This window comes from Aliiroseovarius sp. D2-2, from assembly GCF_055809455.1.
Genome location: NZ_CM147913.1, coordinates 101,406 through 125,865 on the forward strand (window position 1 = coordinate 101,406; position 24,460 = coordinate 125,865).

A 24,460-nucleotide genomic window follows, 5' to 3' on the forward strand; every position below is an offset into this window, starting at 1 on the left:
CAATTCTGCCCTAGTTTGTCGCAATACGATGCGCTTCACAAGCGGTACGGGATTGCCCCCAGCATGGGAAAAGGCGCTTGCAAACTGGCCCCTCGAGGTATAGTTCACCCGCCACGGTCGGGCTGTAGCGCAGCCTGGTAGCGCACCTGCTTCGGGAGCAGGGGGTCGGAGGTTCGAATCCTCTCAGCCCGACCAAATGCAAAGGCCCCAAACGGGGCCTTTTGTTGTTTCGGACACACGGGTGCCTTCGTGATTTCTATCCCGAGAACGTCGCAATGAAGGCAATGATATCATCCGCACCTTTGCGAAGTTTGACTGACATGTTTGGTCGCGCTTTGGGGTCATTCAGATAAACGCGAATGAAACCGATTGGGTCTTTTGTGTATTCGATCAGGTTTTCTGGCGTCCAAACCAAGCCCTGTTCGCCCGCGCGGATCATGTCATCCGTGAACATTCCAATTGGCAAACGCGCGCTCCCATTTAGGTAGTCACCTTCGGTACCAGCCTTACGCCCGATGACTCCATACAAGTTTGGTCCAGTAATCCCGCCTTTCATCAACACCTCACCTTCGGGGCTTATGATAGCGTGGCAAGAAGAGCATCGGTTGAACATCTTCGCACCCCGAACCGGATCGCCTTGCGCGAGGGCAAACGTGGGGGCCAGAAGAAAAGCAGCCAAAAAGCGGAGCATCTTTGTCATTGGGAAGACCTCGATTGTAAGATTCCCGAGATACCTACCCGAGGTTTAAACCGCCTCGTTTGTCACAGATCAAATGGCGAAAATTTACGCATCTATAGGTTGTTTATCTCTCCGAGAGCCGACCTTTGCGGAACGCTTTCGGTGATGAATCCTACGTGGGTTTTTCGTTCACTATACATCGTTCGTTTCGCTCATGGCGGCACCCCGTTCGGTGAAGACTGACACAGGCCGCTAAGATAGTTCGGAATTTATCTATATATTCTTGATACCTATTGCGTTGGCATGCGATTCGAATGCCCCGGAAAGAATCACCGGGCGCACAAGAAATCGAACGGGAATCGAGGTCGCAGGACGCGAAACGCCGACAAAAGCGTAAATTTCTTTGTTCATATGCAAAATCGTTAATTTCTCTTAACAGTGGAAATGTAAGCGATTATTGGGCTGCCTCATTTGCGCCACACTTGAGACACCAAGAACCCTCATTTGGGTCTAATTACCGCCCCGTTCTGGGTCAAGTTCGTTAGGTGTTGCGTTAATGAGTCCTTGTCCTCTCTGTTTCAGAGGTCTGTCCGGTATCCCACTCTACCCAAACCAAAGGCCCTAACCGTGAACGCTTTGTCCAATATTGTAGATATTCAAAAACACGCTGTGTTCGTCCTGAGACGTGAACTTAGTGAACGCTTACAGTATCTAAGTTCAGCCTATCCAGGGATCGGCTTTGGCATCTCTCTGATGACAAAGGGCGACGAGCACTACATGCTTGCAAACGCCCACATGCAGTTGCCAGAAGACAAAGCTGATGGCTTCCCAAATGGCGAGCAGGTCGCGAAGCTTGAGAACGGCGAACGGTTTCAATCCGTTTGTGTCTTTGCTGATGTCCCGGAAGTTCTTCTTGAACGGACGCTGCCCGAGACGAAACTGATCCGTGACGTGATCGAATTGATCGAGCTAATCGACGCACCTTCGACATTGCCGACGGGACCCGTTGATGACGAATTCAACCTGATGGTGGCCCTGAACGGTACGGAGGGCTAAGACGTGACCCGAAACGTCCATCTCCTTGCCACTGGCAATGAGGCGCTTGAGCCGTTGAACGATGCGTTCAGCAGCCTGAACGCGACCATTGATCAACTGACAGCCATTGCGGATGCGCGCAGTTCGGCCCGACTTGCCAAACTGACCACGCGGATGGAAGAGTTTACGGCCAACGTTACTTTCGTTGGACAGGTGAAGGCGGGGAAATCCTCGCTTGTTAATGTTCTGGCGGGACGACCGGGGCTGTTGCCATCCGATGTGAACCCGTGGACATCCGTTGCCACAACGCTGCACGTCAACACGCGCACGCCAGGCGACACCAAAGCAAAATTTACTTTCTTCGATCATGACGAGTGGCAGAACCTGACAGCCGGGGGCGGACGTCTAGGTGAACTGGCCAATCGTGCTGGGGCGGATGACGAAATGGACGACATCCGCCGTCAGGTCGAAACAATGAAGGCCCGGTCCGAAGAACGGCTGGGCAAGCATTTCGATCTGATCATGGGCCAGAGCCACTCGTATGACTATTTCGACGACGATCTGGTGCAGCGCTATGTCTGCATGGGCGACGAGGATGATCCAGATATCAGTGCGGAAAGCGGACGGTTCGCAGATGTGACCAAAACCGCTGAGCTGTATTTGGACATTCCCGAGTATCCGATTTCGTTGAACCTAAGCGACACGCCCGGGGTGAACGATACCTTCATGGTGCGCGAGCAGATTACTCTGCGCAGTCTGCGCGGGTCGGAAGTCTGCGTGGTTGTCATGGCGGCAAGTCAGGCACTGACCACAATGGACCTTGCGTTGATGCGCATGATCTCTCAGTTTGAGAACCGCCAGATCATTCTATTCATCAACCGCATCGACGAACTGCATGACCCGGTCAACGAAGTTCCCGAGATCCGCGATCGCGTAAACGAAATGCTGAAGCAAAGCAGCATTGGCTCCGATGCCAGCGTGATCTTCGGAAGCGCCATCTGGGCCGAAGCCGCCCTTACAGGCAATTCTGATCTTCTGTCCGAAGATGCTGCACTATCCCTGAACAAGCTATACGTCGCAGCCGGTTTCGACCCGGAGGATGTTTCGCTAGAGAAAATTTGGGCCCTGTCTGGCCTTCCAGATCTGCTGCTTGCAATGAACGAGCGGATCGCCGAAGGAGCAGGTACCCGCCTGTGCAACCGTGTTCGCAACCGCGCCCGCAACATGGCCAGCCAAATCCGCGCGACCTCGGTGGCGAAAACGCTGACCGATACGGGAACAATGGTCTATGACCTTGATGGCAAAACCCCAGAGGATGCTATCAAGACGGTCGCAGCAGACTACGAAAGCCGCGCTGCAGAACTGACTGCATCGCTACGGGATACGGTTATGCAACGACTGGCGCGGACCGAAGAGAACTTCGTGAAACGCGCAACTGCATCGTTGATTGAGCATCTGGAAAAGAATGGCGAAGAGGGTACGTGGCAATACGACCCCGCCGGGTTCCGTGCCCTTCAGAAATCTGCATATTTCAACTTTGCGCGATCCATGCGCAAAGAAGTCGGCGCGCTGTATCAGTCCGCGGCTCATGACATTGAAACCGTATATCGCAAGCTTTTGGGCCAGCATCTGGGCGAGTTCGCCATAGAACCCCCGATTGTCCCAAACGTACCACCGCCCCTCGCAATCGGTCGGACGATTGCATTGGATTTGCAAAGCACATGGTGGCGTCGTTGGTGGCAGCGCCGAAAAGGCGTCGCGAGTTATGCGGCAGACTACACGCGTCTTGTCGCATCTGAAGCAAGTTCGATCACCAAAGACATCGAAGAAAATCAGATTGCAGCGGTGCTTGAAAATGTCCGCGCAGCTTTGGCTGAATTCATGGTGGAACAGCAAGAAACCCTATTGGGCATCTCGAAATCTGCGAAGGCGCAGCTGGACGATGACGCCATTAAAACAGCAGGTCAGCAATCCACCAAATCGCCGGACGAACTGTTGGGTGATATCTTGAAAGATCTGGGAACCGAGGCTGCGTAACTCGTATGACTGAAACCAACTCACGTATCGTCTCTGCTGATCAATGGACACGCTTGAAGCGATGGTCACATCGCAAACCCGTCTTCGCTTTGATGGGGGAATTCAGTGCGGGCAAATCGACGCTTCTGAACTTTCTACTGAAGAATAACACGCTGCCCACTCAGGTTACGGCGACACAGTTACCACCCATTTGGTTTTCGTGGGGCAGCAAGCCCTCATATGTGCAAATGCTGGACGGCAGTCGCGAACCCATTGAGTTGGACCGGATCGGTGATGTTGGCGTCCAAGGTGCGCATTTCGTGCGCGTCTATCTTGAAGCTGACATTCTTGAGGCGGTTGACCTGATCGATACGCCCGGCATTTCAGATCCAAAGATCTCGACCGATGTTTGGCGACGCGCTGTGGGTCAGGCCAATGGCGTTTTGTGGTGCACACATTCGACCCAAGCTTGGCGCGAAACAGAACGCGCGACCTGGGTTTCACTGCCAGAGCGGCTTCGCCAGAACTCCCTTTTGTTGGTCACACGCTCGGATGCGCTAAATCAGAACGATCAAGCCAAGGTCCTGCGCCGCATTGATCGCGAAGCTGGCGATCTGTTCCGCAATGCCATCATGATTTCCGCCCGGGATGCAATCACTGCGCGGGACAAACCGGAGCACGCAGGTCTTTGGGCCAGCAGTGGCGGCGACAAGCTGGTGGACAGTTTCTTGGCCATCACAGCCGACATAATGGACGCGCGCGCTGGAATGCTGTCGCGTTATCAAAAGGACGGAACAAGTCTGGAAACAAGTTCAGATGCATTGCAGCTTGGCGGCGATGACGCTTCCGCCCGAGTCTGGAGTTCCGCCGGTCCTGTCTGTCACGGATGGTGAAACGCCCGAGGACGATACCAATGTGATCCGCATTCGCCCAGCGCGTCCTCGTCGTGATGTCAGTCGCCGCGATGACCAAGAGCCCCGAGAAAGGATCGACGCGGATGAGGCAAACAAACTGCGTGCGCAGGTTCACGAGGACAGTCAAATTGACGATGATGCGCGGGATCTGAAATCGGTCTTTGACGTTTCCGATGAGCCAGAGATGGATGAGGCCGAGATCGCCGAAATCCCAGAGCACGAAGAAACGGCTGACATCCTTGAAGGCGTAGCAGACGAAGCGCCCATTGAGGCTGACGCTGAAGTAGACGAAACCATTGCGACTGCCCATGAAGCCCCGAATGATGAAGATACGGCAGCGGACCAAGAACAAGATTCTGACGCCCTGATCGCATCAATCAGTGGGCTTGTGACAGAAGAAGAACAAGACATCGATTTCCCGGCAGAAACCGAGATCGAGCAGAAAGAAACCCCAGACGAAAGTTCGGTAGTTGAACCGATTGGGAGGTCCGCGGGCCAAGCTTTGTTCAGCTTGCCCGAGACAACACCTTTGAGCGCTGTCGATGCATGGTCTGAACATCTCACTTCGCTGGACGATACCAGCGACACTTCGGAGCTTTTGGACGCATTTCAGGCCTTCCTGAAGACCTTCGATGAAAAGGCACGCGAGCATCATGCGCGCCAATCAGAGGACGGGCTTCAAGCCCTGGGTGATGAAACCGCAGAGGCCGATACAGTCTGGCACGTTCTGTGATGCAATTGCTTCACAATGACACCCCATCAGGCAAGGCGCTTTCGCTTGATGAAACCCTTTTGGCCGCGATGCAAACCGTCCCGAACTGTTTGGCGGCGGGCTATGTCGACATGCAAACTGGGTTCCTGTTGGGACTTCAAGGGCGGGATCAGGACAGCATGGATGCGCTTGAAACCCTGTCGACATCGGTCGCCAACCTGATTTTGGGACAAGGTGTGCGCACATTTGAAGAGCTGTTGTCCGACGGCGACGGCACCTCAAAAACGGGGTTTGGCGAGATCGCGATCTATTCGGGTGGGCGGCTTTACTTACTTCTCAGACGACAGGATCAGCCTGATCACGTGGTCTGTTTCGTTTCTGAAAGCGACACAAATGTTGGGCTCGCGCTTGCCAAGTCCGCGGCAAATCTGAACGCAATTTCCGCTTCGGTCTAGGCGCGGATGGGGATGGCAATGGAACAGATCGATATTCTTTCTCGGCTAGGCGACATCGCAGATAACACCGTTGCGCGGGGCGATCAAAGCATCCAATTGATCCAAAGGTCGACTGAAACCCGTTGTATGGCTGCCATCAGCAATGTCCACGCCACCATCCTGCCCCGGGTGATCCGCATCAGCAATGATGAAGAAGACGCCGTGACGCTATTGGTAAGCAACGGGCGTGTCACATCCATGTCCGATACGGCTATGGATGGGGTGCAATCCAACACACCAGAAACCACGGCAGAACATGTCTCGCAAATTCTGGCGATGATCTGCTCGGGTACTGGTTTGAAACTGCACAGCACCCCGCCCGACAACTCGGACGAGGTTGCCGCGACCGGCATCCTAACCACCGAAATTGAAGCCGCCTTTGATGCGATGGAGCTTTTTCACGAAGAGGCTGCGCCTGACGTTGATCCCGTTGACGAAGAACCTCACGCATCAACTGAAGAAAGTGGACTGGCGGCCAAGTTCCATTTGGAAGTCAGAAAAATCACCGATCAAAGAATTCTGATCGGCCATAACAACACTGCCGTTGGCGGGCCAGATGGCGTGCTGACCCAAAATCTGGATGCCGTTGGGCAATTGATAGACGATCTTGCCGCATGGGACGTTGAAAATGGACGTCCAGAGACTTCACCTCAGATGGTGATCATGCGGTCCTGGGGGGAAGACACGCCAAGTTTGACTATTTGCCGTGATATTGATGCAACGGCGATGGCAGTACATCACACACGAAGGCTGGGAGCGGTGGTTCAGATGTGGAAATCATTGACTGCAAAGTAGAATTTTAGCTGAATACTTCAGCGCCTCAAATTATTACGAACGGCGCACGGGGATGGAGATTCTTTGAATCAGGGGTGGAAGCCAATTAATGGATGAGGTCCGTCGACAGGATTTAATTCGGTTAGCCGAAAGAATGATAGAATCGGTTAGCGATGAAACGCAGCCGTTTATTGCGCGAATCCTTTCAGACCTTAAATCGCTGAAACCGGGCATCGCCTTTGTTGGTCAGATCAAGGCCGGGAAATCACGGTTGATCAACGGCTTCACCGGGCAAGCAAATTTTCTGCCATCTGATGTTAATCCCTGGACCACCGTCGTAACCGATATGCATTTCGGACACCCCTCGGGACGTGAAGCAGGTGGTCTTATTCACTTCTTCGACAATGCACAATGGCAAGCGCTTCTGACCGAAGGGGACGAAATTCGTGACATGCTGCCGGATGTCGAAGACGATTATAAACGGCAGATCATCGAAGAACAGATCGAGGCCATGAAAACGCGCGCCCAAAAGCGGCTTGGTGCGCAATATGAAGAACTGCTTGGAACTGCGCACGATTTTGAGCGATCTTACGCAGGACGATCTGGCCCGTTACGTCAGTGCTGGCACTGATCCTGACGAACTTCCGGCGAAGGCCAACAAAAACGCCCCTTATTACAGCGATCTGACGCGTAAGGCCGAGGTCTTCTTCGAGCAAGGTCTGTTTCCCTTTCCGCTGACTGTCACCGACACCCCCGGCATCAACGACCCGCTGTTGATCCGTGAAGAGATTTCGCTCCAGTTTCTGCGCAATGCCGATTTCTTCGTGGTGGTTCTGTCCGCGCATCAGGCTTTGTCTCAGGCCGACCTGAAACTTCTGCGGTTGATGCAAGCGCTTGAACTGGGACAGATGGTTGTGTTCGTGAACCGGGTAGACGAGCTGAACCGCGGGATTGAAGACGCCGCAAACGTGCATGCCGAAGTCCGCGCAGGGCTTGAACGCACTTTGGATAGCACCAAACTGACCGTGATTATGGGCAGCGCTCAGTGGGCGCATTATGCGTTGACCGGCGACAGCACCGGTGTTGACCACGACCAGATTCTGGCATGGCTCAAAGCCCACCCTCGCAAAATGCAGCGTTTCCTTGAAGGGATCGAGAGACTGAAGAAGTCTCAGAAGAAGGGGGCCTCTGAAAGCGCATTGCGCCTTGCTGCGATGATTGCGTCAGGCCTGCCGGATCTTCGCAGTCATGTTATTCGCGAAGTGTCCGAGGGACCACGAGATGAGCGCCTTTTGATCGCGGGAAAGCAACTCCGCAACTTCGCAACAAGCGAGCTGGAACGCCGCCGGGTCCATCTAAAACTCGTCGACGACGACACGATTGATGAACACTTCGCCAAACAGACCGACAGTGGCGCACTTTCCCAACTGACCAGAATGGTTCTGGACACCCAGGATAAACTGGCAGCCGATGCTGATCATTGCGCTGAACAGTTGCGTGAGCAATTGGTTGAAACGGTTCAGGCCTTGGTTGCCAAAGTAGTTCAGGGTCCAGACGGAAAGTCGCCGTTGCTAAATCCCGGTGGCGCAACCGAACTTGAGTTTGGACAGTTGCGCCAAACCATGCGCGAACAGCTTCTGGATGCAGCACATGACCAACGACAAAGCATGTTGAACGAGCTTTATGCGCTCGATTTGCAATCCAACACGGCACTTCAGAATCTTGGCGATGGAAATTCGGACGGCGAGCTGAACGTAGATGCAAGCGCCCTACGCTGGTACAGACCTGACACAAGCGCCCTGACACGCGGGATAACCGTTGAACTGCGCGTGTCATGGTTGGCACGCCTTCTGAAACAAAAATCCGTTGTCGCACGCGCCGCGAATCTGATCACACGTGAGTTTTTGAGCATCGCAGAAGAACTGGCTGGGCGTTTCCATTCTGATCTGAAGCAGCGCTTGGATTCGGTCATTGACCACCACCTTGCCGTTCTTGCCGTTCGCTTCGAGGAAATGGATTTGGGGGCCGAAGCCTCACGTCCCGCGGCGCATGATGCACTGGAAAACGCCAAGAGGGTTGCAAATGAGCTGGAAGAGTTGTTCCAAGAGGGGAGCGAACCAGAACAGCGACTCGAGGCGGCAACGTGATCAATTTCCCAGAAGCAGATGCTGTCATACAGCAGTTGGAAACGTTTCTGTCCCAGACCGAGGCCGCGCCGAAATCCGCCCCGCTGGACGCGATGCGGGCGCAGGCGCAAAGCCATCTCGACCAGTTGACCAGTGCCGTGACTATTGGGTTTGCTGGTGAATTTGGTGCTGGAAAATCCAGCTTGGCAAACATGCTGGCGGGCGCGGACGTGTTGCCAACTGGCCCACAGCATCTGAAACTTCCTTTGGTCATCGTGAAATACGCGACCGAATTGGAAACCACGGTCGGTTGGTGGGCAAAACAGCCGACGACTTTTGACGGGATCGATCTTGAAAAAGCCGCCAAATACGAACCCGACTTCATCTCGATCGGGTTGCCCGCTGAAGCCTTGCAAGAAATGGTTCTGTTCGACCTGCCTGGATCGGGCGCGTTGGATGAAAGCTACAAGCAAACACTCGATCTGCTGAAATTCGTCGATTGTGCAATCTGGTGTACGAACGGCACGAATGCCTGGCGAGAGACAGAACGCTTCCTGTGGTCGCATGTCTCGGAAGAGCTGCAGGAAAACAGCTTACTGGCCGTGACGCATTCGGACTTGCCGGTGGTTGAGGAAACCCTGCCCCGCTTACTTCCGAAGCTGGAAAGCGATAGCGGAGACATGTTTCAGGCCGTCGTATCTATCGGTACCCCTGTCGCTGTGAAGGCGATGGAGCAGGAGCCTGAACCAGATTTCGAATTATGGGCATCTTGCGGCGGCGAAGACCTGGCGCATAGGATTTTGGATCTGGCTGCGACGCGAAAAACACGGGACATTGAGAAAGCCCGTAAATATCTGGATGAAACCCTGACTCCGGCGCTTGCTGCGTTGGGTGGAACGAAAACGGATGCCCCAGAACCTGAAGCGGCAAAGCCGGTCCCGTCGCCCATCGCGTCAGAAGACGATCCAGTTTTAGAGAATCCCATTCTTGACGAATGGAAGATCATGTTGCGCGATCTTCAAGCGCAGTTGCGAGAAGAGCCCAAACTTGAAGCAACGGAACTGTTACGCGTCTGTCAGGAGATGGTCGATGAGTTCACCATGAAATTGGAGCCCGGCCAGAACATTGATGGCTCGGCCGACTGGATCGTGGGAGAGTTCGAAAACGCGTCCGACTTGCTGACACTTATGCAATTCGAAGACACGCCAAACGCATCCGAGGCAGTTTTGAATGTTCTTGCACAGCTCAGCGACAACCTGTCTTGGGCAGGAACACACAAGGCGGATACTTAACACCCGCCAAAGGGGAATGACCCTGTAGAATCACTTATGTGACTCCTGCCCGTCCACCAACAAGCGATTTCAGAGTTAACCCGATTCTCAGCCAAATATTGCGCAGATTTTCCTGCTGATCTTCTTCGTTTTAGCAACAAAGCCAGCATACCAGCCGCTTTGTCGCCCGGAGTCATACGTAAGTCATGGGGGTGCCACAGTTTGGTCCCAATTCCTAAGTCTAACTTCAGGGGCATCAGAGGTTGAGTTTACCGTGTTGAATTGGTTCGTTGGTTAGAAGACCCTCTGTCGAAATGTGAGACGCAGGTAAAACCAAATGAGCCAGAATCAGGCCTCGGGACGGGATATAGAAAATCCCCAGATTTCAGCATTGCAGCCGGGTGAAAAACTGCTGCGTGGTCAGTATGAAATCCTTCGCTTCCTGAACAATGGCGGGTTCGGGATAACCTACCTTGCACGCGACAGTCTGGATCGGAATGTCGTTATCAAAGAATGCTTTCCCGGCGCTTTGTGCCACCGTGTTGATGGTAATGTCGAAGCCTCGGACCCTGCGTTTGCAGAAGATCTTCTTTCGATCATCGACTTGTTCATTCAAGAAGCGCGCAACCATGCCCGACTGGTGCATCCCAATATCGTAAACGTGCATCAGGTGTTCGAGGACAACCAGACCGCCTATATCGCGATGGATCTGATCAATGGTGGCGATCTTCTTGATTATGTTCAGGATAATCGGAACAACGTAACACCGGACTTCATCGTAAAAGTCACCGAAAAGATGCTGTCGGCGGTGTCATTCATTCACGACAACGGGATGCTTCATCGCGATATTTCGCCGGACAATATCCTGATCGACGAATACGGCGAGCCCATTTTAATCGACTTTGGTGCAGCACGCGAACAAGCTGCAAACCGTTCTGCTGCCCTTTTGACGTTGCGTGTGATCAAGGACGGGTACTCACCTCATGAGTTCTATGCGCGCGGCGCAGATCAAGACACGACCAGCGACCTATATGTGTTGGCGGCAACGCTTTATCACGCGATCAGCGGTGAACGTCCGATCGACGGGAAAACCCGGCAAGATGCATTCAATGCGGGCCAGGAAGACCCTTATGTACCCCTGACCGGTCGCTTCGCAGACTATCCAGATGGCTTCCTTGAAGCACTGGACAAGGCGATGGAAGTTCACGTCGTCAACCGCGTCCAATCAGCCCTTGAATGGCTTCGGATGTTCCGCGGACCGGCCGTGGTATTTGAAGAATTCGGTTATCGTCCCAGCTCGGTCATCGTGGCATTGGAACGCCCGGATGAAACCAACAAAAGCGGCGAAGATGCCGAGGCAATCGTATCTGCTCTGTTGGCCAGCGAAGGTGACCTTACAACGGCCGCCCGATCCGAAGGCCTCACTCAACCAGAGCCAGAACGCGACCCGGCCGTGACTGTTGTGAAAAGCAGTTCTGGCGGTGGTAGCAAAGCAATCATTGGCGTGGTTGCCTTGCTTGCACTTGGTGCAGGTGGATACTTCGCCATGAAGGGATCGGGCGACGTCGAGGTCACCCCTGCGACCGAGATCGCCGCAGCAGAAACCGCTCCGGTTGCTCTTGTGCCCACGATCGAACCCGCTCCAACCGAAGAACCCGCCGTGACGGCAACAGAGTCGCCAGTTGAAGTTGAAATCGCAGAATCAGCTGCCGCCGCCGCACCCGAAGTGGAAGCAGAACCTGTTGTCACCGAGGCCCCGGTAGTTGTCACGTCATCGGAGCCGGTAAATCTGCAAGAGAAGCAGGTTTCATTCGCACACTGGGATGTAGAAATTCCATTCGCCACCAGCGTTCGTCGACTGTCCACCGGCAGCGCGGTCGTGATCACCGGTGTTGATCCCAAACGCGACATGTCGATCATTGGCGACTGGGTAAGCCGTGGCACCGTGATCTTCGCCGTCAACGGACAGCCCGTTTCCAACAGCTCCAGCATTGCGGCACGCGCGCTGGAAAAGCTTAAGGTCGAACCGGATGGTCACATCCGCGCCGTCGCACGCTATCGCCCCAACGGCGCCACACGAGCGCAAAATGGCCTTCTGGCTCTGCCAGCGGTGCGCATTTCTGGGCTTGAAAATGGCGTCGGTCTTTCTGCGCGTAAGAACGCAAATGATGGGTGGAATGTAGAAGTCACCCGCGTCCCGGCAGAAATGACAGATGGGTTGCAGCTAGGCGATGTTCTGCTTGCTGAAGCCGTGACCGAGCAATCAATCAACGAGGCTGAAAGCCTTGATCGTATTCTTGAAACCCTTGTTGCTGATGGCGTGTCCCAAGCCCGCCTGACCGTGTTGCGGAACGGCAAAGAGGTTCAGACCACCATGCAACTCGCTGGGGGATCCTGACACTGTTCAAAAGTCCATCTGCCAGAAAGCGTATTCTGTGAACCTTTGTTCGGTTCGGGCGGTCGTTGGACCCGCCGCAGAAAGTAGCAAGTAACTGAGTATCCAAATCAAACTCTACCCGGGCGAATGGCCCGGATGGAATGATCGGTCATGTGCCAAGGCAAGTGTCTTGGCGTGTAGTGAAAGGTGAAGTTGCCATGTTTAAGTATAAAAGTCCGTTAAGTCGGCTTCTCGAAGGTAGCGCTAAACACGCGAACAAAGACGAGACTCATGAAGAAGAGCGTGATGAAGTCGCAGAAGAGCCCATCGCGGATCTGACTGCACTGCGTCAAGTTCTAGCCGGCGGCAACCAAACCTCCGACACTGAAACGGAGCTTGAAGTACCGGTCGAAGACGAAATTCCGGTCGAAGAAATCAGCGTTGAAGACATTGCCCCGATCGAAATGGCCGACGAAGCTGAGCAGCTTAACACAGTCAAATCAGAAGACGCTGACGTGGCCGTAATGAACGAGGTCGTCAAAACCGTTCAGATAGAAGATCTGCCCGATGTTGACGCAGACATCGCCCTGACCGAAGCGCCCAAGGTGGACGAAGACCCAGCACCCGAAGCTGCACCCGCCGAGGCCTCTCAGAACCGCAGCGAACGTGTGAAAACCACCTTCCTTGGCTTCGAACGCCCCGAAAACCTTGCTCAAGACAGCATGGAAGCAGCACCCGCTTCCAAACAGGTGGTCGCCCAGAATACGTTCCCCGTTGGATGGTTGGTGATCACCGATGGACCGGGTCGCGGCACAAGTTTCTCTCTGGCCGAGGGTCTTGCCCAGATCGGCCGCAACGATGATCAAGCGGTTCAGCTAGATTTCGGGGATAACGGCATCTCTCGTGCGGGTCATGCTGTGGTGGCATATAATTCGGAAGATCAGAGCTGTTATCTGGGACATGGTGGTAAAGCCAACCTTGTGCGTCTGAATGGCGGACCCGTCCTCAGCACCGTTGCCCTTTCGACCGGTGACAAAATTCGCATCAGCGATACGACCCTGCGTTTCGTTTCGTTCTGCGACGAAAACTTCGACTGGCAGAACGGCTGATAGATGTTAGCCAATCCTGCATATGACATCGCCTTGGTGGCCGATCAGGGCAAGCGCGACACGCAAGAAGACGCCATTGCAGCGCGTTTCTTTGATGCGATTGATGCGGGGTATGTCGTTATTGCAGATGGCATGGGCGGTCACGACGCGGGCGATGTTGCCTCGGGACTCGTGAAGGCCACGTGGCAATCTGAGTTGGATGAAATACTTGAAAGCCCAGATCTCGATGACAGCAATGCGGCCGAGAATCTGACCCAAGTGGCTCTGCGCGCGAATGATGCAGTTGCTGATTATCTTCATAAGAATGGGACCGACCTTCAAATGGGGTCAACATTGCTGGGTGTCCTATTGCGCGGTAAGCACCTTCATTGGGTGTCGGTCGGGGATTCCCCGCTTTACCTGTGCCGCAATGGTTTCATGATGCGGATCAATGAAGATCACTCCATGGCGCCGATGATTGATGCGCAGGTGTCTGATGGCTCGCTATCGGAAGAAGAGGCCCGCGCACACCCTGATCGTAATCAACTGACCTCCGTCATCATGGGGGCGCCGGTTCCCAAGCTGGATTGCCCCGAAGCCCCTGTCGAGCTTGCCAAGGGTGATGTGCTTCTGGCTGCCAGTGACGGCCTTCAGTATCTGGAAGACGATCAGATCCAATCGATCGCAAACAGCTGCAAAGATCAGCCTGCCCGCGACCTTGCTGTTGCTTTGATACAGGCGCTTAGGACCAAGGCCCATCCCGATCAGGACAACATAACAATAGCGGTCATCAAGCCGCTAAATATCTGAAACTACGCTAATATCTGAGGAATAACAGGGAATATGAGAAAGCTATTCATCGCTTCCGGTTTGGCCATCGCCGCAATGACAAGCACTGCCTTTGCGCAAGAGGCTTGTTCGGATTATGTGGTCAAACGCGGCGACAGCCTGCGTGAAATCGCGCTGCGCGTATTCGGCAGCTCGGACTTCCGGTCGATCTACAACGCGAACAAAGGTGCCATTGGTAAAGACCCAAACATTATCCGCCTTGGCATGAGCATTTCGATCCCGTGCCCTGAAAAACCCACAGGTCAGACGGTCTCAACAACGGCTGAAGCGGAAAAAATGGCACGTGCGATGTCTGCCGAGCTTATTGCCGACGCAGAAGCGCGCGCCGCTGCTGCAATCGCCGAAGCCGAGGCCCGAGTCGCCAATGCAAAAGCCGAAGCAGTTAAGACCAGCAAAGAAGCTGTCGCCGCCGCAAAGGCCGAAGCTAAGGAAGCAATAGAAGCCGCACGTGCGGAAGGCGCTGCCTTGATCCGCGATGCAGCCAATCCCAATGCGGCATCAGTGAATGAACGCCAGATCCTGATGATTACGGGCGGCAATTATGCCCCCTTCACCGACGAAGCTCTGCCCAATCGCGGACTTTATACAAAACTGGTCGAGACAGCTCTTCTACGGGCTGCCCCTGAACAGTCCTATAAAATTCAGTTCGTAAATGACTGGAGCTCGCACTTGGATCTGCTGATGCCGACCCTTGCATTCGACGCGACCTTCCCTTGGTCGCAGCCTGATTGTTCTGTGGCTGACACCCTATCAGAAAGCGACCGCGAACGTTGCGAGACATATAACTTCTCGAAACCCTTTTACGAGGTGGTGGATACCTTCTTTGCAATGGAAGGGTCAGGCTACGAGGAAACCCTGAGCTATGCAGACTTTGCTGGCGCAACCATCTGTCGGCCTGAAGGGTGGTCTTTGACCCACATGAATGCAGTGGGTTTGTACGACCCGGCTGTCACCTTGATACGCCCCATCTCACCCGATGATTGCTTCCACGCAGTCGCTGAAGGGACAGCCGACATAATTGCCATCGAGGCGCATCTGGCCGTCGATGCAATCAAGCGGTTGGGATACGAACATCAGATCATCGAGAATCCAAATCTGGCCGCCATCAAAGGCCTGAACATCATGTCACATAAGGGCAATCCCGACGGCGAAGCGATCCTTGAGATCCTGAAATCAAGGTCTTGGAATTATGCAGCAATCTGGCGAATGGCGCGACATCGTTTCGACCGCCCTACGTCATCAAATGGAAAACGGCTAAGGCCCCGGAAGGCCAGCACATCTAATTTCTGGAGGAAGTGGAAATGTTTAAATTCGATCTTAAAAAACTGGCAACGGCGGCGGTAACCCTCACCGCGCTAAGTGCCCACACCGCATTGGCGCAGGAAGCCTGTTCTAACTACACAATCGAAGATGGCGACACGCTGGCGACAATTTCGATCACTGCCTATGGCACATCGAACTATCAGCCGATCTTTAACGCGAACCGGAACATCATTTCGGATCCGTCCAACCTGGAAACTGGGCTTGTTCTGGCATTGCCGTGTGAAGACGGTAGCCTGCCCAATGGTCAGTCGGCTCAGGAACTGATTGCTGCCGAGGAAGCGCGAAACTCAACCAACAAGGTTTCAAACGTTTACGAACCGCCGATGAAAATCGTGACCGGCAGCAATTATGCGCCGTTTGCGGATGAAGATCTGGAAGGCGGCGGTTTCCTTGTTCGTCTTGTATCGACTGCGCTGAACCGCGCGGGAAACAACCGGGATTACTCGGTCAGCTTCGTGAACGATTGGTCTGCACACCTTGATACGCTGCTGCCGTTGGGCGCGTTCGATATTTCACTGGCTTGGTACATTCCAGACTGTAGTAACCGCACCTACGAATGGTCAGCCGAGACCGAGAAGCGTTGCACACAATTTGATGCAACGGTGAGTGTCTATGATACCGTTGTCGGCTTCTACACATTGCCCGACAGCGACTATGCCACGGCACGCACATTCCAAGACTTCGATGGTGCTCGTGTTTGTCGTATGGCTGGTTGGTTTACGCATGACCTTGAAGAAAACGGTGTATTTGAACCGAAGGTGACGATGGTCCAACCCACCAGCGCCACTGACTGTATGGATGCCGTGCTGACAGGCCAAGCTGATGTTGCCTCATTCGAAGTTCAGCTGGCCGCAGATGCAATGAGCGATATGGGGTTGACCTCGAAAGACATCATCGAGAACCCATTTGTAAACACTGTTGCAGGTTTGCGTTTTGTGACCCACCGCACCAATCCCTTTGGTCGCCAATACATCGCAATGTTGAACGCTGGCCTGAACGAGATGCGTGAATCAGGTGAATGGTACGCTATCATTTCAGACACATTGCGCGAGCATAACGAAAAGCTGATGGCCGCTGCGGCCAACTGATCATTCGCTTGCATAAGAAAAGAAACGGCCGGCAAACTGCCGGCCGTTTCTTATTTGTATTGCCCTTGGACGTCATCTGTCGGTTTCGACCGCATAGCTCAACACCATGTCGCGCAGCGTGGCCAACCCACAGGCCGTCCCGTCATCCACCACCAAGGCCCGACGATGATCCAATCGTGACAACAAACGCACGGCGTATTTGACCGCCATATGGTCACTTAGGGTAAGCGCAGGTTTGTCCATCACCTCGTAGACATTCATGCGATCCAAAGACTTGTTCAAAGCGATGGCCCGTTCGGCGATCATCTCGATCGACACGATGCCATATTCGTCTTCGTCATGGCGACGTTCGATCACCAATGCGGTCACGCCTTTTGCGTCCATCTCGTTCACGGCATCGCGCACTGTCGCCAAACCACTGATCATGTAGATCGTGCTTTGCATCACATCGCGGACCTTCAGGTTGTTTTCGCCCATCACAAGTCCTCCTTGCTGATTTCCTCTTGAATGGATGCAATCTGACCGGACAGACCAATCGCATCTTCGATATCAAGCTGGAACGCCACGCCTGTCCCGGGATCTTCGTCGAAGCGGCAAGCCTCGCCAATAGTTTCCAGGATCAGGCGGCTGTGGTGTTCTTCAACCAGAAACAAAATCACATCCCGCTGCCCGGCGACAGTCAGCCCAAAGAAGGTCTTGGTCGGGTTCAAACCCTCGCCGCGCGCCGATGTGATAACGGTACACCCTGTTGCCCCTTTTTCGCGGGCGGCCTCGATGGCGGTGTCCGTCAGTTCATCCTGTGTCATGACAATGATCAGTTTAAACTTCATGGTTTTCTCCTTGGTGGTCCGACGCTGCTTTGCGACGGGACAGCAAGCTGCTGATTTGGGCATAACCCATCACGGTTATCATGGGAAATAGGCTGGCCAGAGCAATTAGGCCAAACCCATCTAAAAGCGGGCTACGCCCGGGGACTGTACTGGCAAGGCCAAGGCCCAGCGCCGCGACAAGCGGAACTGTCACAGTTGATGTGGTAACTCCGCCACTGTCATAGGCCAATGGGATGATCAGGCGCGGAGCAATCAAGGTTTGGATCACCACAATCACATAGCCAACGATCATGTATTGATAGAGCGGCGTTCCCGTCACGATCCGGAACGTGCCAACCGCAAGGGACAGCGCCACGCCGATGGCGACTGCGATGCGCAGCCCATTGGCGCCAACGGCCCCGCCCGATGCCTCTTGCGCCTTAAGCGCCACAGCAATCAGCGAGGGTTCGGCGATTGTGGTCGCAAACCCAATGGCGAAAGCAAAAATGTAGACCCAGTAATAATCCAGCCACCGAACGGGCGCGCCAGGTTCGATCCCCAGAAACGCCGGGTCAGTCAGCTGGGCCGCCATCTCGCGCCCGAGCGGGAACAGGGCAATCTCTAGCCCTGACAGGAACAGCGCCAGTCCAAGCAGCACATAGAACATGCCCACGGCGACTTTCTTGGGGTGCGGAATTGGTTTTCGCAGGATGACCAGCTGAAACAGCAACAAGACAGCCGCGATGGGCAGAACATCACGCACAACGCCTAGGAACGTCCACAAGAGGTCTGTCAGGATCGCCATCACGTCGCCACCACCAGTCCGAACATCAGCACGAAGATGATCGGCATAAGCGATGCAAATGCGATCAACCCAAAGCCGTCGATCATGGGGTTTCGACCCTTGATGACGGATGCAAGTCCAACGCCCAGCGCGGTCACAAGCGGAACGGTGATGGTCGAAGTGGTGACACCGCCGCTGTCATAAGCGATACCCACGATCTCACGCGGGGCGATGGGTGTCAGGGCCACGACGGTCACATATCCACCGATGATCAGCCACTGGATCGGCCAACCCATCAGGATGCGGAAAACACCCAGTACCAAAGACGCTCCAACCGAAGCAGCAACGGTATAGCGCAAAGCGGTGGCTATGAAATTACGCTCATCTTCACTTTGCCCGATAACTCCGGCTTCGGACATGACCGACGCGGCCTCGGCCCCGACGGCGATCAGGGCGGGTTCGGCAACAGTGGTTCCAAAGCCAAGGCTGAACGCAAAGATCACTAGAAGCGGAAGTGAGCCCCGTAGGGCAAGTGCATTCGCCAACGCCTCGCCCAACGGAAACAATGCCATGTCGAGGCCGCGAATGAAGACCGTCAGCCCAAGAAGAACGAACAAAAAGCCAAGCGCAAATTGGCCAAGGTTGTCGATAGGTTGCTGAAGAACAACCAACTGAAAGAAACCGACAATCAATAGAATGGGGGCAAGATCGCGGGCGGTGCCGCCCAAATTTCCGATCAGCTTTTCAATCGAGCCGACCATGTGACCCATCCCAATATAACTCTGCCCTGTGGCTTCACATCATACAGGTAACAACGCCATGACAAAGGGGGGTAAGCATGACTTTCGGACGGATTTCGAAAAAGAAACGCCCCCGGCAATCACTTACCGAGGGCGTTTTGTCGTTCAGTTGAAGATCAGTCGTTCGACCAGCCGGATACGGCTTTGACTTCAAGGAAGTCCTCGATACCCAGAATGCCACCTTCACGCCCGTTGCCGGACTGCTTGTAGCCGCCAAAGGGCGAACCAGCAGCGCGCGAGGTTCCGTTCATTTCCACCATGCCGGACCGCATCTGGCGGGCAACTCGGTTTGCGCGGGCACCGTCTTGCGTCTGGATGTAGTTGGTCAGGCCATAGACGGTGTCGTTGGCGACTTCCACGGCCTCTTCTTCCGTTTCAAACTTCATGATCGACAGGACAGGTCCGAAGATTTCTTCGCGTCCAATCGTCATATCGTTTGTCACATCTGCAAAGACGGTCGGTTTGACGTAGTAGCCTTTGTTCAAGCCATCCGGACGGCCTGTACCGCCAGCGACAAGACGTGCGCCTTCGTCGATACCTTTCTGGATCAGATCTTGGATCTTATTCCACTGAAGCTCGTTCACGACGGGGCCAATATGGCGGCCTTCTTCCGATGCCGGTCCAACCTGAATTTTGGCTGCCATTTCGGCGGCTTCTTCCACAGCACGATCATAGATCGAGCTGTGTACAAGCATGCGCGACGGTGCGTTACAGCTTTGGCCGGTGTTTTGCATCATGTGCAATACGCCGCGCTTCACTGCTTTGTCGTCCGCATCTTCAAAGAGGATATTCGCCCCTTTGCCGCCCAGCTCCAACGCCACGCGTTTGATCGTATCAGCGGCCGCTTTCGAAATGGCGATGCCTGCGCGGGTCGAGCCAGTGAAGCTGACCATATCCACATCAGGATGCGAGGTCAGCTGACTGCCAACACCCACACCGTCGCCGTTGATCATGTTGTAAACACCGGCAGGGGTGCCTGCCTCATGCATGATCTCGGACCATACGATCGAGGACAACGGAGCAACCTCGGACGGCTTCAAAACCATGGTGCACCCGGCGGCGGCGGCAGCCACAACCTTCAGCGACACTTGGTTCATTGGCCAGTTCCATGGCGTGATCAGTGCGGTCACACCAACGGGTTCGTACAGAAGACGATCATTCGGCGCGTGATCGCCCAGCTTCTTGTCGAATTCAAAATCCTTGAAGGCACGGATGAAGTTTTTGATGTGCCAGCTGCCTGCACCCACTTGCGAGCTGCGCGACAGGTCAATCGGCGCACCCATTTCAAGGCTCATCGCTTCAGCAAGATCCTCGGCGCGGCTGTTGTAGATGTCAAAAATGCTTTCAATCAGCTCAAGCCGTTCAGCCTTGGACGAAAAGCCCCAAGTTTTGAAAGCTTCTTTCGCAGCGGCAACGGCAGCGTCGGTGTTGGCCTGACCCCCAAGCGAGATGACCGCACAAACCTCTTCGGTCGACGGGTCAATCACATTGCAATCATTGGCGACGGCCGGGGCGACCCACTGGCCATTGATGTAAAAGTCGCGTTTCTCGATCATATTCCTGACTCCTTGGACGGATTTGCGGGCACTGTCGCACCGTGGCGTTGGTAGCGCAACCCGTGGATTTGTAATTTGATCAAATTATTCCGTAAGAATCAAGACTGATGCAAACTGTCGCACGGGGTTTCAATATCACTCAAAGAACATACCCTATGAGTGAACGGAAAATTGCCTCATAGGAGAGAAGCAAATGGGACTTCGCATTAACGATATCGTACCAAACTTCACCGCCGAAACAGATCAGGGAGAGATTAAATTCCATGATTGGATTGGCGACAGCTGGGCCATCCTGTTTTCGCACCCCAAAGACTATACTCCTGTTTGCACAACCGAGTTCGGCGCAGTCGCCCAACTGGCAGATGAATGGGAAAAACGCGGCACGAAAGTCATCGGCCTGTCTGTCGACAGCGCAAAAGAGCACGTGACCTGGAAAGCCGATATCGAAGGCTATTCTGGCGCAAAGGCTGGCTTCCCCATCATCGCAGACGAAGATTTGGCCGTGTCCAAGCAGTTCGACATGCTGCCCGCAGAAGCTTACTTGCCTGATGGACGCACCGCAGCCGATTCAGCATCGGTCCGTTCGGTTTTCATCATCTCGCCGGACAAGAAAGTTCAGTTGATCATGACCTACCCCATGTCGGTCGGCCGCAACTTTGCTGAAGTTCTGCGCGCTTTGGACGGGCTGCAAGCCACCTTTAACACCCCCATCGCGACCCCTGCGAACTGGGTGAAGGGTCAGGACGTGATTGTCGCTCTGTCGCTGAGCGATGACGAAGCGAAGGCCAAGTTTGGCGACGTGGACATCAAGCTTCCGTATCTGCGCACCACGGCCGACCCAAGCTAATCTGCTACGATACCTGAAATAGAAAAGCCCGCTCGAATCCGAGCGGGCTTTTTTCGTCATTTAGGGTCGATTCAGTCCTTTAGGACTGCGGCCTTGATTGCGTCAGACAGAACATCCCGGTCACCCACATGGTTGGCCAAGACCAAGACAAGGCGTGCATTCAAAGCATCGCTTTCGTCTTTGCTTAGACCCTCATGGGCCTCCAGAAGTTCGGCATAGAAATCATCAGCGCTTTCGATATTCGGTGTCAGAACGAGGTCAGTCATTGGTCTTACTCCTTACCGACGGCGCGGCGAATGGCGGCACGGATGAGGTTTTCATCGAAGTTGGGGCGACGCGCGGCAACGTGTTGATCCGGGCGGATCAAGTAGACCGCACTTTCGGCGTTCCCCAAATACCGTTCTTTCAGCGCGCCCGTTTTGTCATCCTTCGTCGACAAAGCGATGCGTCTAACTTTTACACCAGAATTCTTCGATCTCGTCCGGGGCATCGGCATCAATCGTCAGAAGCGTGAACGTGTCACCCAATTCAGACAGCAAATACCCATCGCCCATCGGAACATCCGGGCAGACCGAACCGGGACGCGACCGCGCAGGTCCATCCAGAGCATCGGCCGAGTTCAGCGGCGATCCATCATAGGTGCACGGCACCGACAAACGACCCGAGTTCACCAGCGGTCGGGCAAATTCGTGCTTTTCGGACAGGTTCAGAACAGCGTCGCGTAGTATGCGGCTCATCTCGGATTTAGGCGTGATGAAATCGGTCGAGCGGGTCGAGTTCAGGATGTTTTCATCCGCGCCATGGATACGTTCCATGTTGTAGGTGTCCAGAAGGCTCTCTGGGGCTTCGCCACGCATGACCATGCCCAGCTTCCAACCCAGATTGTCCACGTCCTGCATGCCCGAGTTCGCACCGCGCGCACCAAACGGCGACACTTGGTGGGCAGCATCGCCTGCAAAGAACACACGACCATGACGGAAGTTGTCCATGCGCTTGCATTGGAATGTGTAGATCGATGACCAAACCATGTCATATTCCACGGCTTCGCCAAGGAACGCATCCAAACGACGACGGATGTTTTCCTCTTTCATCTCTTCCTTGCGGTCGACATCCCAGCCGATCTGGAAATCGACACGCCAGACATCGTCAGGCTGCTTGTGCAAAAGCGTCGATGCACCAGAGCCATGGGTTGGCTCAAACCAGAACCAGCGTTCGGTCGGGAAGTCGTCGTTCTTCATCTTGATGTCAGCGATCAGGAAGCTGTCTTGGAACACTTTACCAGTGAAGTCCAAATCCAACATCGTGCGCAGAGGCGACGAGGCACCGTCACAGCCGATCAACCAATCGGCCTCAAGCGTGTAGGGGCCATCGGGTGTCATGACTTCCAGGGTGACGTGATCGTCATGCACTTCGACATTGTCGATGCGGTTCTTGCCGCGGATTTCGATCGGAGCACCCTGCTTTTGCAGCTCGTCAAAGCGGTCCAGCTGGAAGCTTTCGTAATATGGCTGCTGCATATTGATGAAGGCGGGATATTCGTGGCCTTCTTCAGGCAGAAGGTTGAACTCAAAAACCTGATCATCCTTGTGGAAGACCTTGCCAATGTTCCACACGACGCCTTTGTCGACCATCGGCTTACCGCAGCCATAGCGGCCAGCGATCTCAAGGCAGCGCTTGGCAAAGCAAATCGCACGCGAGCCCATGCCGACGCCTTCGTGGTCGTCCAACACAAGGGTCGGAATGCCTTGGCGGCCAAGGTCCAAGGCGGTGGCCACGCCGATGGGTCCTCCTCCCATCACCACAACGGGATGGCGTACGGGCGACGCGGCATCCTGATCGGCCGATTTCTTGTAGGGGTAACGCTTGTAGGCAAGCGTATATCTGTCATCAAACATCGGTTCTCCTCCGGCTGCGCGCGTTTCGGTTTTTAGGTAAAGGTTCGGCCCAAATGGCCGAACTTTATATACTTAGCCCTGCAGGGCGTCCCACATTTCCAGATCGCGCTGCGCGGTCCAGATGCGGGGGGTATCGATGCCGCGGGCTTCGTCGTAGGCACGGGCAACGTTGAAGGGCAGGCAGTGTTCGTAGATCGCATAGTCCGCAAACTTAGGGTCACATTCGGCGCGCACAGCGTCCCAAGCTTCTTTCAACGAACCACCGCGTGCGGCCACTTTGGCAGCGGGTGCGTAGGTGCTGTAGACGAAGTCACGGGTGCTTTCGAGGGCACGCTCGACGGCTTCCTTGCCGATCAGTGCACCGCCACGACCGGGCGCAATCGCATCCACGTCGAAGGACGCGATGTTGTCCAGTGTATCGCCCCAATCCGCAAAGTGACCATCACCACAGTAACAGGCCGAGTGATCTTCCACGATGTCGCCGGTGAACATGACGTTCTGGTCGGGCACATGGATCACAATATCACCCGACGTGTGGGCGCGGCCCAGGTGCATCAGGTCGATGCGACGGTTGCCCAGATAAACGGTCATATCGTCCGAGAATGTGGTGGTCGGATAGGTCAGGCCGGGGATCAATTCATGGCCTTCGAACAGGCGCGGGAAGCGTTGGAATTCACTGTCCCAGTCTTCCTGACCGCGTTCCACAACCATCGCACGGGCTTGGTCGCCCATGATGATCTGATCCGCGCCATAGGCCGACGCCCCCAGCACGCGCACCGCGTGATAATGGGTCAGAACAACGTGGCTGATCGGCTTGTCAGTCACCGTCCGCACGCATTCGATCACTTTGTTTGCCAGACGCGGCGTGGCCTGAGCCTCGACGATCATCACGCTGTCGTCGCCAATGATCACACCCGAGTTCGGGTCACCTTCAGCAGTGAAGGCATACAGCCCGTCTCCGATTTCATCGAAGGTGATTTTCTTTTCCGTCATGTCGCCTTGCGACGCAAATGCCTTAGCCAT

General features: G+C 54.6%; 23 protein-coding genes, 1 tRNA gene and 1 pseudogene. 16 read left to right on the top strand and 9 right to left on the bottom strand.

What is annotated here, in order from left to right; translation table 11 throughout:
* Positions 1 to 118 precede the first annotated feature (118 nt).
* Positions 119 to 195, top strand: a tRNA-Pro gene (locus tag AC0L6A_RS00485).
* Positions 196 to 256: 61 nt separating this feature from the next.
* Here the strand turns inward: AC0L6A_RS00485 and AC0L6A_RS00490 are convergent.
* The gene (locus AC0L6A_RS00490; RefSeq protein WP_473291497.1) at positions 257 to 700 is read right to left on the bottom strand and encodes a c-type cytochrome; all 444 of its coding nucleotides are present in this window, start codon (positions 698 to 700) and stop codon (positions 257 to 259) included.
* A gap of 648 nt (positions 701 to 1,348) precedes the next feature.
* Between AC0L6A_RS00490 and AC0L6A_RS00495 the strand changes: the two genes are divergently transcribed.
* From AC0L6A_RS00495 to AC0L6A_RS00560, 14 genes are all read left to right on the top strand, one after another.
* Positions 1,349 to 1,735, top strand: a complete 387-nt coding sequence (locus AC0L6A_RS00495) for a hypothetical protein (protein WP_473291499.1) — start codon at positions 1,349 to 1,351, stop codon at positions 1,733 to 1,735.
* Between the two features lie 3 nt (positions 1,736 to 1,738).
* Positions 1,739 to 3,751 carry a dynamin family protein gene (locus tag AC0L6A_RS00500; RefSeq protein ID WP_473291500.1) on the top strand — a complete coding sequence of 671 codons (2,013 nt, stop codon included), beginning with the start codon at positions 1,739 to 1,741 and terminating at the stop codon, positions 3,749 to 3,751.
* 5 nt (positions 3,752 to 3,756) lie between these two features.
* Positions 3,757 to 4,623, top strand: a complete 867-nt coding sequence (locus AC0L6A_RS00505) for a dynamin family protein (RefSeq protein ID WP_473291501.1) — start codon at positions 3,757 to 3,759, stop codon at positions 4,621 to 4,623.
* The gene (locus AC0L6A_RS00510; protein WP_473291503.1) at positions 4,568 to 5,377 is read left to right on the top strand and encodes a hypothetical protein; all 810 of its coding nucleotides are present in this window, start codon (positions 4,568 to 4,570) and stop codon (positions 5,375 to 5,377) included. Before AC0L6A_RS00505 ends, AC0L6A_RS00510 begins: the two co-directional genes overlap by 56 nt.
* Complete coding sequence (locus tag AC0L6A_RS00515; protein WP_473291504.1) at positions 5,377 to 5,811, top strand: hypothetical protein; 435 nt, start codon at positions 5,377 to 5,379, stop codon at positions 5,809 to 5,811. Before AC0L6A_RS00510 ends, AC0L6A_RS00515 begins: the two co-directional genes overlap by 1 nt.
* A gap of 18 nt (positions 5,812 to 5,829) precedes the next feature.
* A complete protein-coding gene (locus tag AC0L6A_RS00520) occupies positions 5,830 to 6,645 on the top strand; it encodes a hypothetical protein (RefSeq protein ID WP_473291506.1) in 816 nt (271 codons plus the stop codon).
* A 133-nt stretch (positions 6,646 to 6,778) separates the two neighbouring features.
* Complete coding sequence (locus tag AC0L6A_RS00525) at positions 6,779 to 7,255, top strand: dynamin family protein (protein ID WP_473291507.1); 477 nt, start codon at positions 6,779 to 6,781, stop codon at positions 7,253 to 7,255.
* Entirely contained in the window at positions 7,203 to 8,771 is a 1,569-nt protein-coding gene (locus AC0L6A_RS00530; protein ID WP_473291508.1) for a P-loop NTPase family protein, read from the top strand. Before AC0L6A_RS00525 ends, AC0L6A_RS00530 begins: the two co-directional genes overlap by 53 nt.
* The gene (locus tag AC0L6A_RS00535) at positions 8,768 to 10,042 is read left to right on the top strand and encodes a dynamin family protein (protein ID WP_473291510.1); all 1,275 of its coding nucleotides are present in this window, start codon (positions 8,768 to 8,770) and stop codon (positions 10,040 to 10,042) included. Before AC0L6A_RS00530 ends, AC0L6A_RS00535 begins: the two co-directional genes overlap by 4 nt.
* Positions 10,043 to 10,358: 316 nt before the next feature.
* Positions 10,359 to 12,419 carry a serine/threonine protein kinase gene (locus AC0L6A_RS00540; RefSeq protein ID WP_473291511.1) on the top strand — a complete coding sequence of 687 codons (2,061 nt, stop codon included), beginning with the start codon at positions 10,359 to 10,361 and terminating at the stop codon, positions 12,417 to 12,419.
* A gap of 197 nt (positions 12,420 to 12,616) precedes the next feature.
* Entirely contained in the window at positions 12,617 to 13,507 is an 891-nt protein-coding gene (locus tag AC0L6A_RS00545) for an FHA domain-containing protein (RefSeq protein WP_473291512.1), read from the top strand.
* Between the two features lie 3 nt (positions 13,508 to 13,510).
* Positions 13,511 to 14,296 (top strand): PP2C family protein-serine/threonine phosphatase, encoded by a 786-nt coding sequence (locus tag AC0L6A_RS00550; protein WP_473291514.1) that lies wholly within the window; start codon positions 13,511 to 13,513, stop codon positions 14,294 to 14,296.
* 33 nt (positions 14,297 to 14,329) lie between these two features.
* The gene (locus AC0L6A_RS00555) at positions 14,330 to 15,679 is read left to right on the top strand and encodes a peptidoglycan-binding protein LysM (protein WP_473291516.1); all 1,350 of its coding nucleotides are present in this window, start codon (positions 14,330 to 14,332) and stop codon (positions 15,677 to 15,679) included.
* Positions 15,637 to 16,746: a peptidoglycan-binding protein LysM gene (locus AC0L6A_RS00560; protein ID WP_473291517.1), complete on the top strand. Its 1,110-nt coding sequence runs from the start codon at positions 15,637 to 15,639 to the stop codon at positions 16,744 to 16,746. Before AC0L6A_RS00555 ends, AC0L6A_RS00560 begins: the two co-directional genes overlap by 43 nt.
* A 72-nt stretch (positions 16,747 to 16,818) precedes the next feature.
* Here the strand turns inward: AC0L6A_RS00560 and AC0L6A_RS00565 are convergent, their stop codons facing one another.
* From AC0L6A_RS00565 to AC0L6A_RS00585, 5 genes are all read right to left on the bottom strand, one after another.
* The gene (locus AC0L6A_RS00565; RefSeq protein WP_473291519.1) at positions 16,819 to 17,223 is read right to left on the bottom strand and encodes a CBS domain-containing protein; all 405 of its coding nucleotides are present in this window, start codon (positions 17,221 to 17,223) and stop codon (positions 16,819 to 16,821) included.
* On the bottom strand, positions 17,223 to 17,576 hold the full coding sequence (locus AC0L6A_RS00570; RefSeq protein ID WP_473291520.1) for a P-II family nitrogen regulator: 354 nt from the start codon (positions 17,574 to 17,576) through the stop codon (positions 17,223 to 17,225). Before AC0L6A_RS00570 ends, AC0L6A_RS00565 begins: the two co-directional genes overlap by 1 nt.
* Positions 17,566 to 18,360 carry a DUF1538 domain-containing protein gene (locus AC0L6A_RS00575; protein ID WP_473291522.1) on the bottom strand — a complete coding sequence of 265 codons (795 nt, stop codon included), beginning with the start codon at positions 18,358 to 18,360 and terminating at the stop codon, positions 17,566 to 17,568. Before AC0L6A_RS00575 ends, AC0L6A_RS00570 begins: the two co-directional genes overlap by 11 nt.
* Positions 18,360 to 19,100, bottom strand: a complete 741-nt coding sequence (locus AC0L6A_RS00580; RefSeq protein ID WP_473291523.1) for a DUF1538 family protein — start codon at positions 19,098 to 19,100, stop codon at positions 18,360 to 18,362. The genes AC0L6A_RS00575 and AC0L6A_RS00580 overlap by 1 nt, the downstream gene beginning before the upstream one ends.
* A 155-nt stretch (positions 19,101 to 19,255) precedes the next feature.
* Positions 19,256 to 20,695 carry an aldehyde dehydrogenase family protein gene (locus tag AC0L6A_RS00585; protein ID WP_473291525.1) on the bottom strand — a complete coding sequence of 480 codons (1,440 nt, stop codon included), beginning with the start codon at positions 20,693 to 20,695 and terminating at the stop codon, positions 19,256 to 19,258.
* Positions 20,696 to 20,888: 193 nt separating this feature from the next.
* Here AC0L6A_RS00585 and AC0L6A_RS00590 point away from each other — a divergent pair, with 193 nt between their 5' ends.
* The gene (locus AC0L6A_RS00590) at positions 20,889 to 21,542 is read left to right on the top strand and encodes a peroxiredoxin (RefSeq protein ID WP_246927785.1); all 654 of its coding nucleotides are present in this window, start codon (positions 20,889 to 20,891) and stop codon (positions 21,540 to 21,542) included.
* A 71-nt stretch (positions 21,543 to 21,613) separates the two neighbouring features.
* Here the strand turns inward: AC0L6A_RS00590 and AC0L6A_RS00595 are convergent, their stop codons facing one another.
* From AC0L6A_RS00595 to AC0L6A_RS00605, 3 genes and pseudogenes are all read right to left on the bottom strand, one after another.
* Positions 21,614 to 21,808 (bottom strand): DUF2783 domain-containing protein, encoded by a 195-nt coding sequence (locus AC0L6A_RS00595; RefSeq protein ID WP_246927787.1) that lies wholly within the window; start codon positions 21,806 to 21,808, stop codon positions 21,614 to 21,616.
* A 5-nt stretch (positions 21,809 to 21,813) separates the two neighbouring features.
* A pseudogene (locus AC0L6A_RS00600) lies at positions 21,814 to 23,437 on the bottom strand (FAD-dependent oxidoreductase).
* Between the two features lie 72 nt (positions 23,438 to 23,509).
* Positions 23,510 to 24,460 (bottom strand): MBL fold metallo-hydrolase, encoded by a 951-nt coding sequence (locus tag AC0L6A_RS00605; protein WP_473291527.1) that lies wholly within the window; start codon positions 24,458 to 24,460, stop codon positions 23,510 to 23,512.

Coding starts and splice junctions, on each gene's coding strand:
- AC0L6A_RS00490 (WP_473291497.1), bottom strand. CDS start 700: ATGACAAAGATGCTCCGCTTTTTGGCTGCTTTTCTTCTGGCCCCCACG.
- AC0L6A_RS00505 (WP_473291501.1), top strand. CDS start 3,757: ATGACTGAAACCAACTCACGTATCGTCTCTGCTGATCAATGGACACGC.
- AC0L6A_RS00510 (WP_473291503.1), top strand. CDS start 4,568: ATGACGCTTCCGCCCGAGTCTGGAGTTCCGCCGGTCCTGTCTGTCACG.
- AC0L6A_RS00515 (WP_473291504.1), top strand. CDS start 5,377: ATGCAATTGCTTCACAATGACACCCCATCAGGCAAGGCGCTTTCGCTT.
- AC0L6A_RS00520 (WP_473291506.1), top strand. CDS start 5,830: ATGGAACAGATCGATATTCTTTCTCGGCTAGGCGACATCGCAGATAAC.
- AC0L6A_RS00525 (WP_473291507.1), top strand. CDS start 6,779: ATGATAGAATCGGTTAGCGATGAAACGCAGCCGTTTATTGCGCGAATC.
- AC0L6A_RS00540 (WP_473291511.1), top strand. CDS start 10,359: ATGAGCCAGAATCAGGCCTCGGGACGGGATATAGAAAATCCCCAGATT.
- AC0L6A_RS00545 (WP_473291512.1), top strand. CDS start 12,617: ATGTTTAAGTATAAAAGTCCGTTAAGTCGGCTTCTCGAAGGTAGCGCT.
- AC0L6A_RS00550 (WP_473291514.1), top strand. CDS start 13,511: ATGTTAGCCAATCCTGCATATGACATCGCCTTGGTGGCCGATCAGGGC.
- AC0L6A_RS00555 (WP_473291516.1), top strand. CDS start 14,330: ATGAGAAAGCTATTCATCGCTTCCGGTTTGGCCATCGCCGCAATGACA.
- AC0L6A_RS00560 (WP_473291517.1), top strand. CDS start 15,637: ATGTTTAAATTCGATCTTAAAAAACTGGCAACGGCGGCGGTAACCCTC.
- AC0L6A_RS00565 (WP_473291519.1), bottom strand. CDS start 17,223: ATGGGCGAAAACAACCTGAAGGTCCGCGATGTGATGCAAAGCACGATC.
- AC0L6A_RS00570 (WP_473291520.1), bottom strand. CDS start 17,576: ATGAAGTTTAAACTGATCATTGTCATGACACAGGATGAACTGACGGAC.
- AC0L6A_RS00575 (WP_473291522.1), bottom strand. CDS start 18,360: ATGGCGATCCTGACAGACCTCTTGTGGACGTTCCTAGGCGTTGTGCGT.
- AC0L6A_RS00580 (WP_473291523.1), bottom strand. CDS start 19,100: ATGGTCGGCTCGATTGAAAAGCTGATCGGAAATTTGGGCGGCACCGCC.
- AC0L6A_RS00585 (WP_473291525.1), bottom strand. CDS start 20,695: ATGATCGAGAAACGCGACTTTTACATCAATGGCCAGTGGGTCGCCCCG.
- AC0L6A_RS00590 (WP_246927785.1), top strand. CDS start 20,889: ATGGGACTTCGCATTAACGATATCGTACCAAACTTCACCGCCGAAACA.
- AC0L6A_RS00595 (WP_246927787.1), bottom strand. CDS start 21,808: ATGACTGACCTCGTTCTGACACCGAATATCGAAAGCGCTGATGATTTC.
- AC0L6A_RS00605 (WP_473291527.1), bottom strand. CDS start 24,460: ATGGCTAAGGCATTTGCGTCGCAAGGCGACATGACGGAAAAGAAAATC.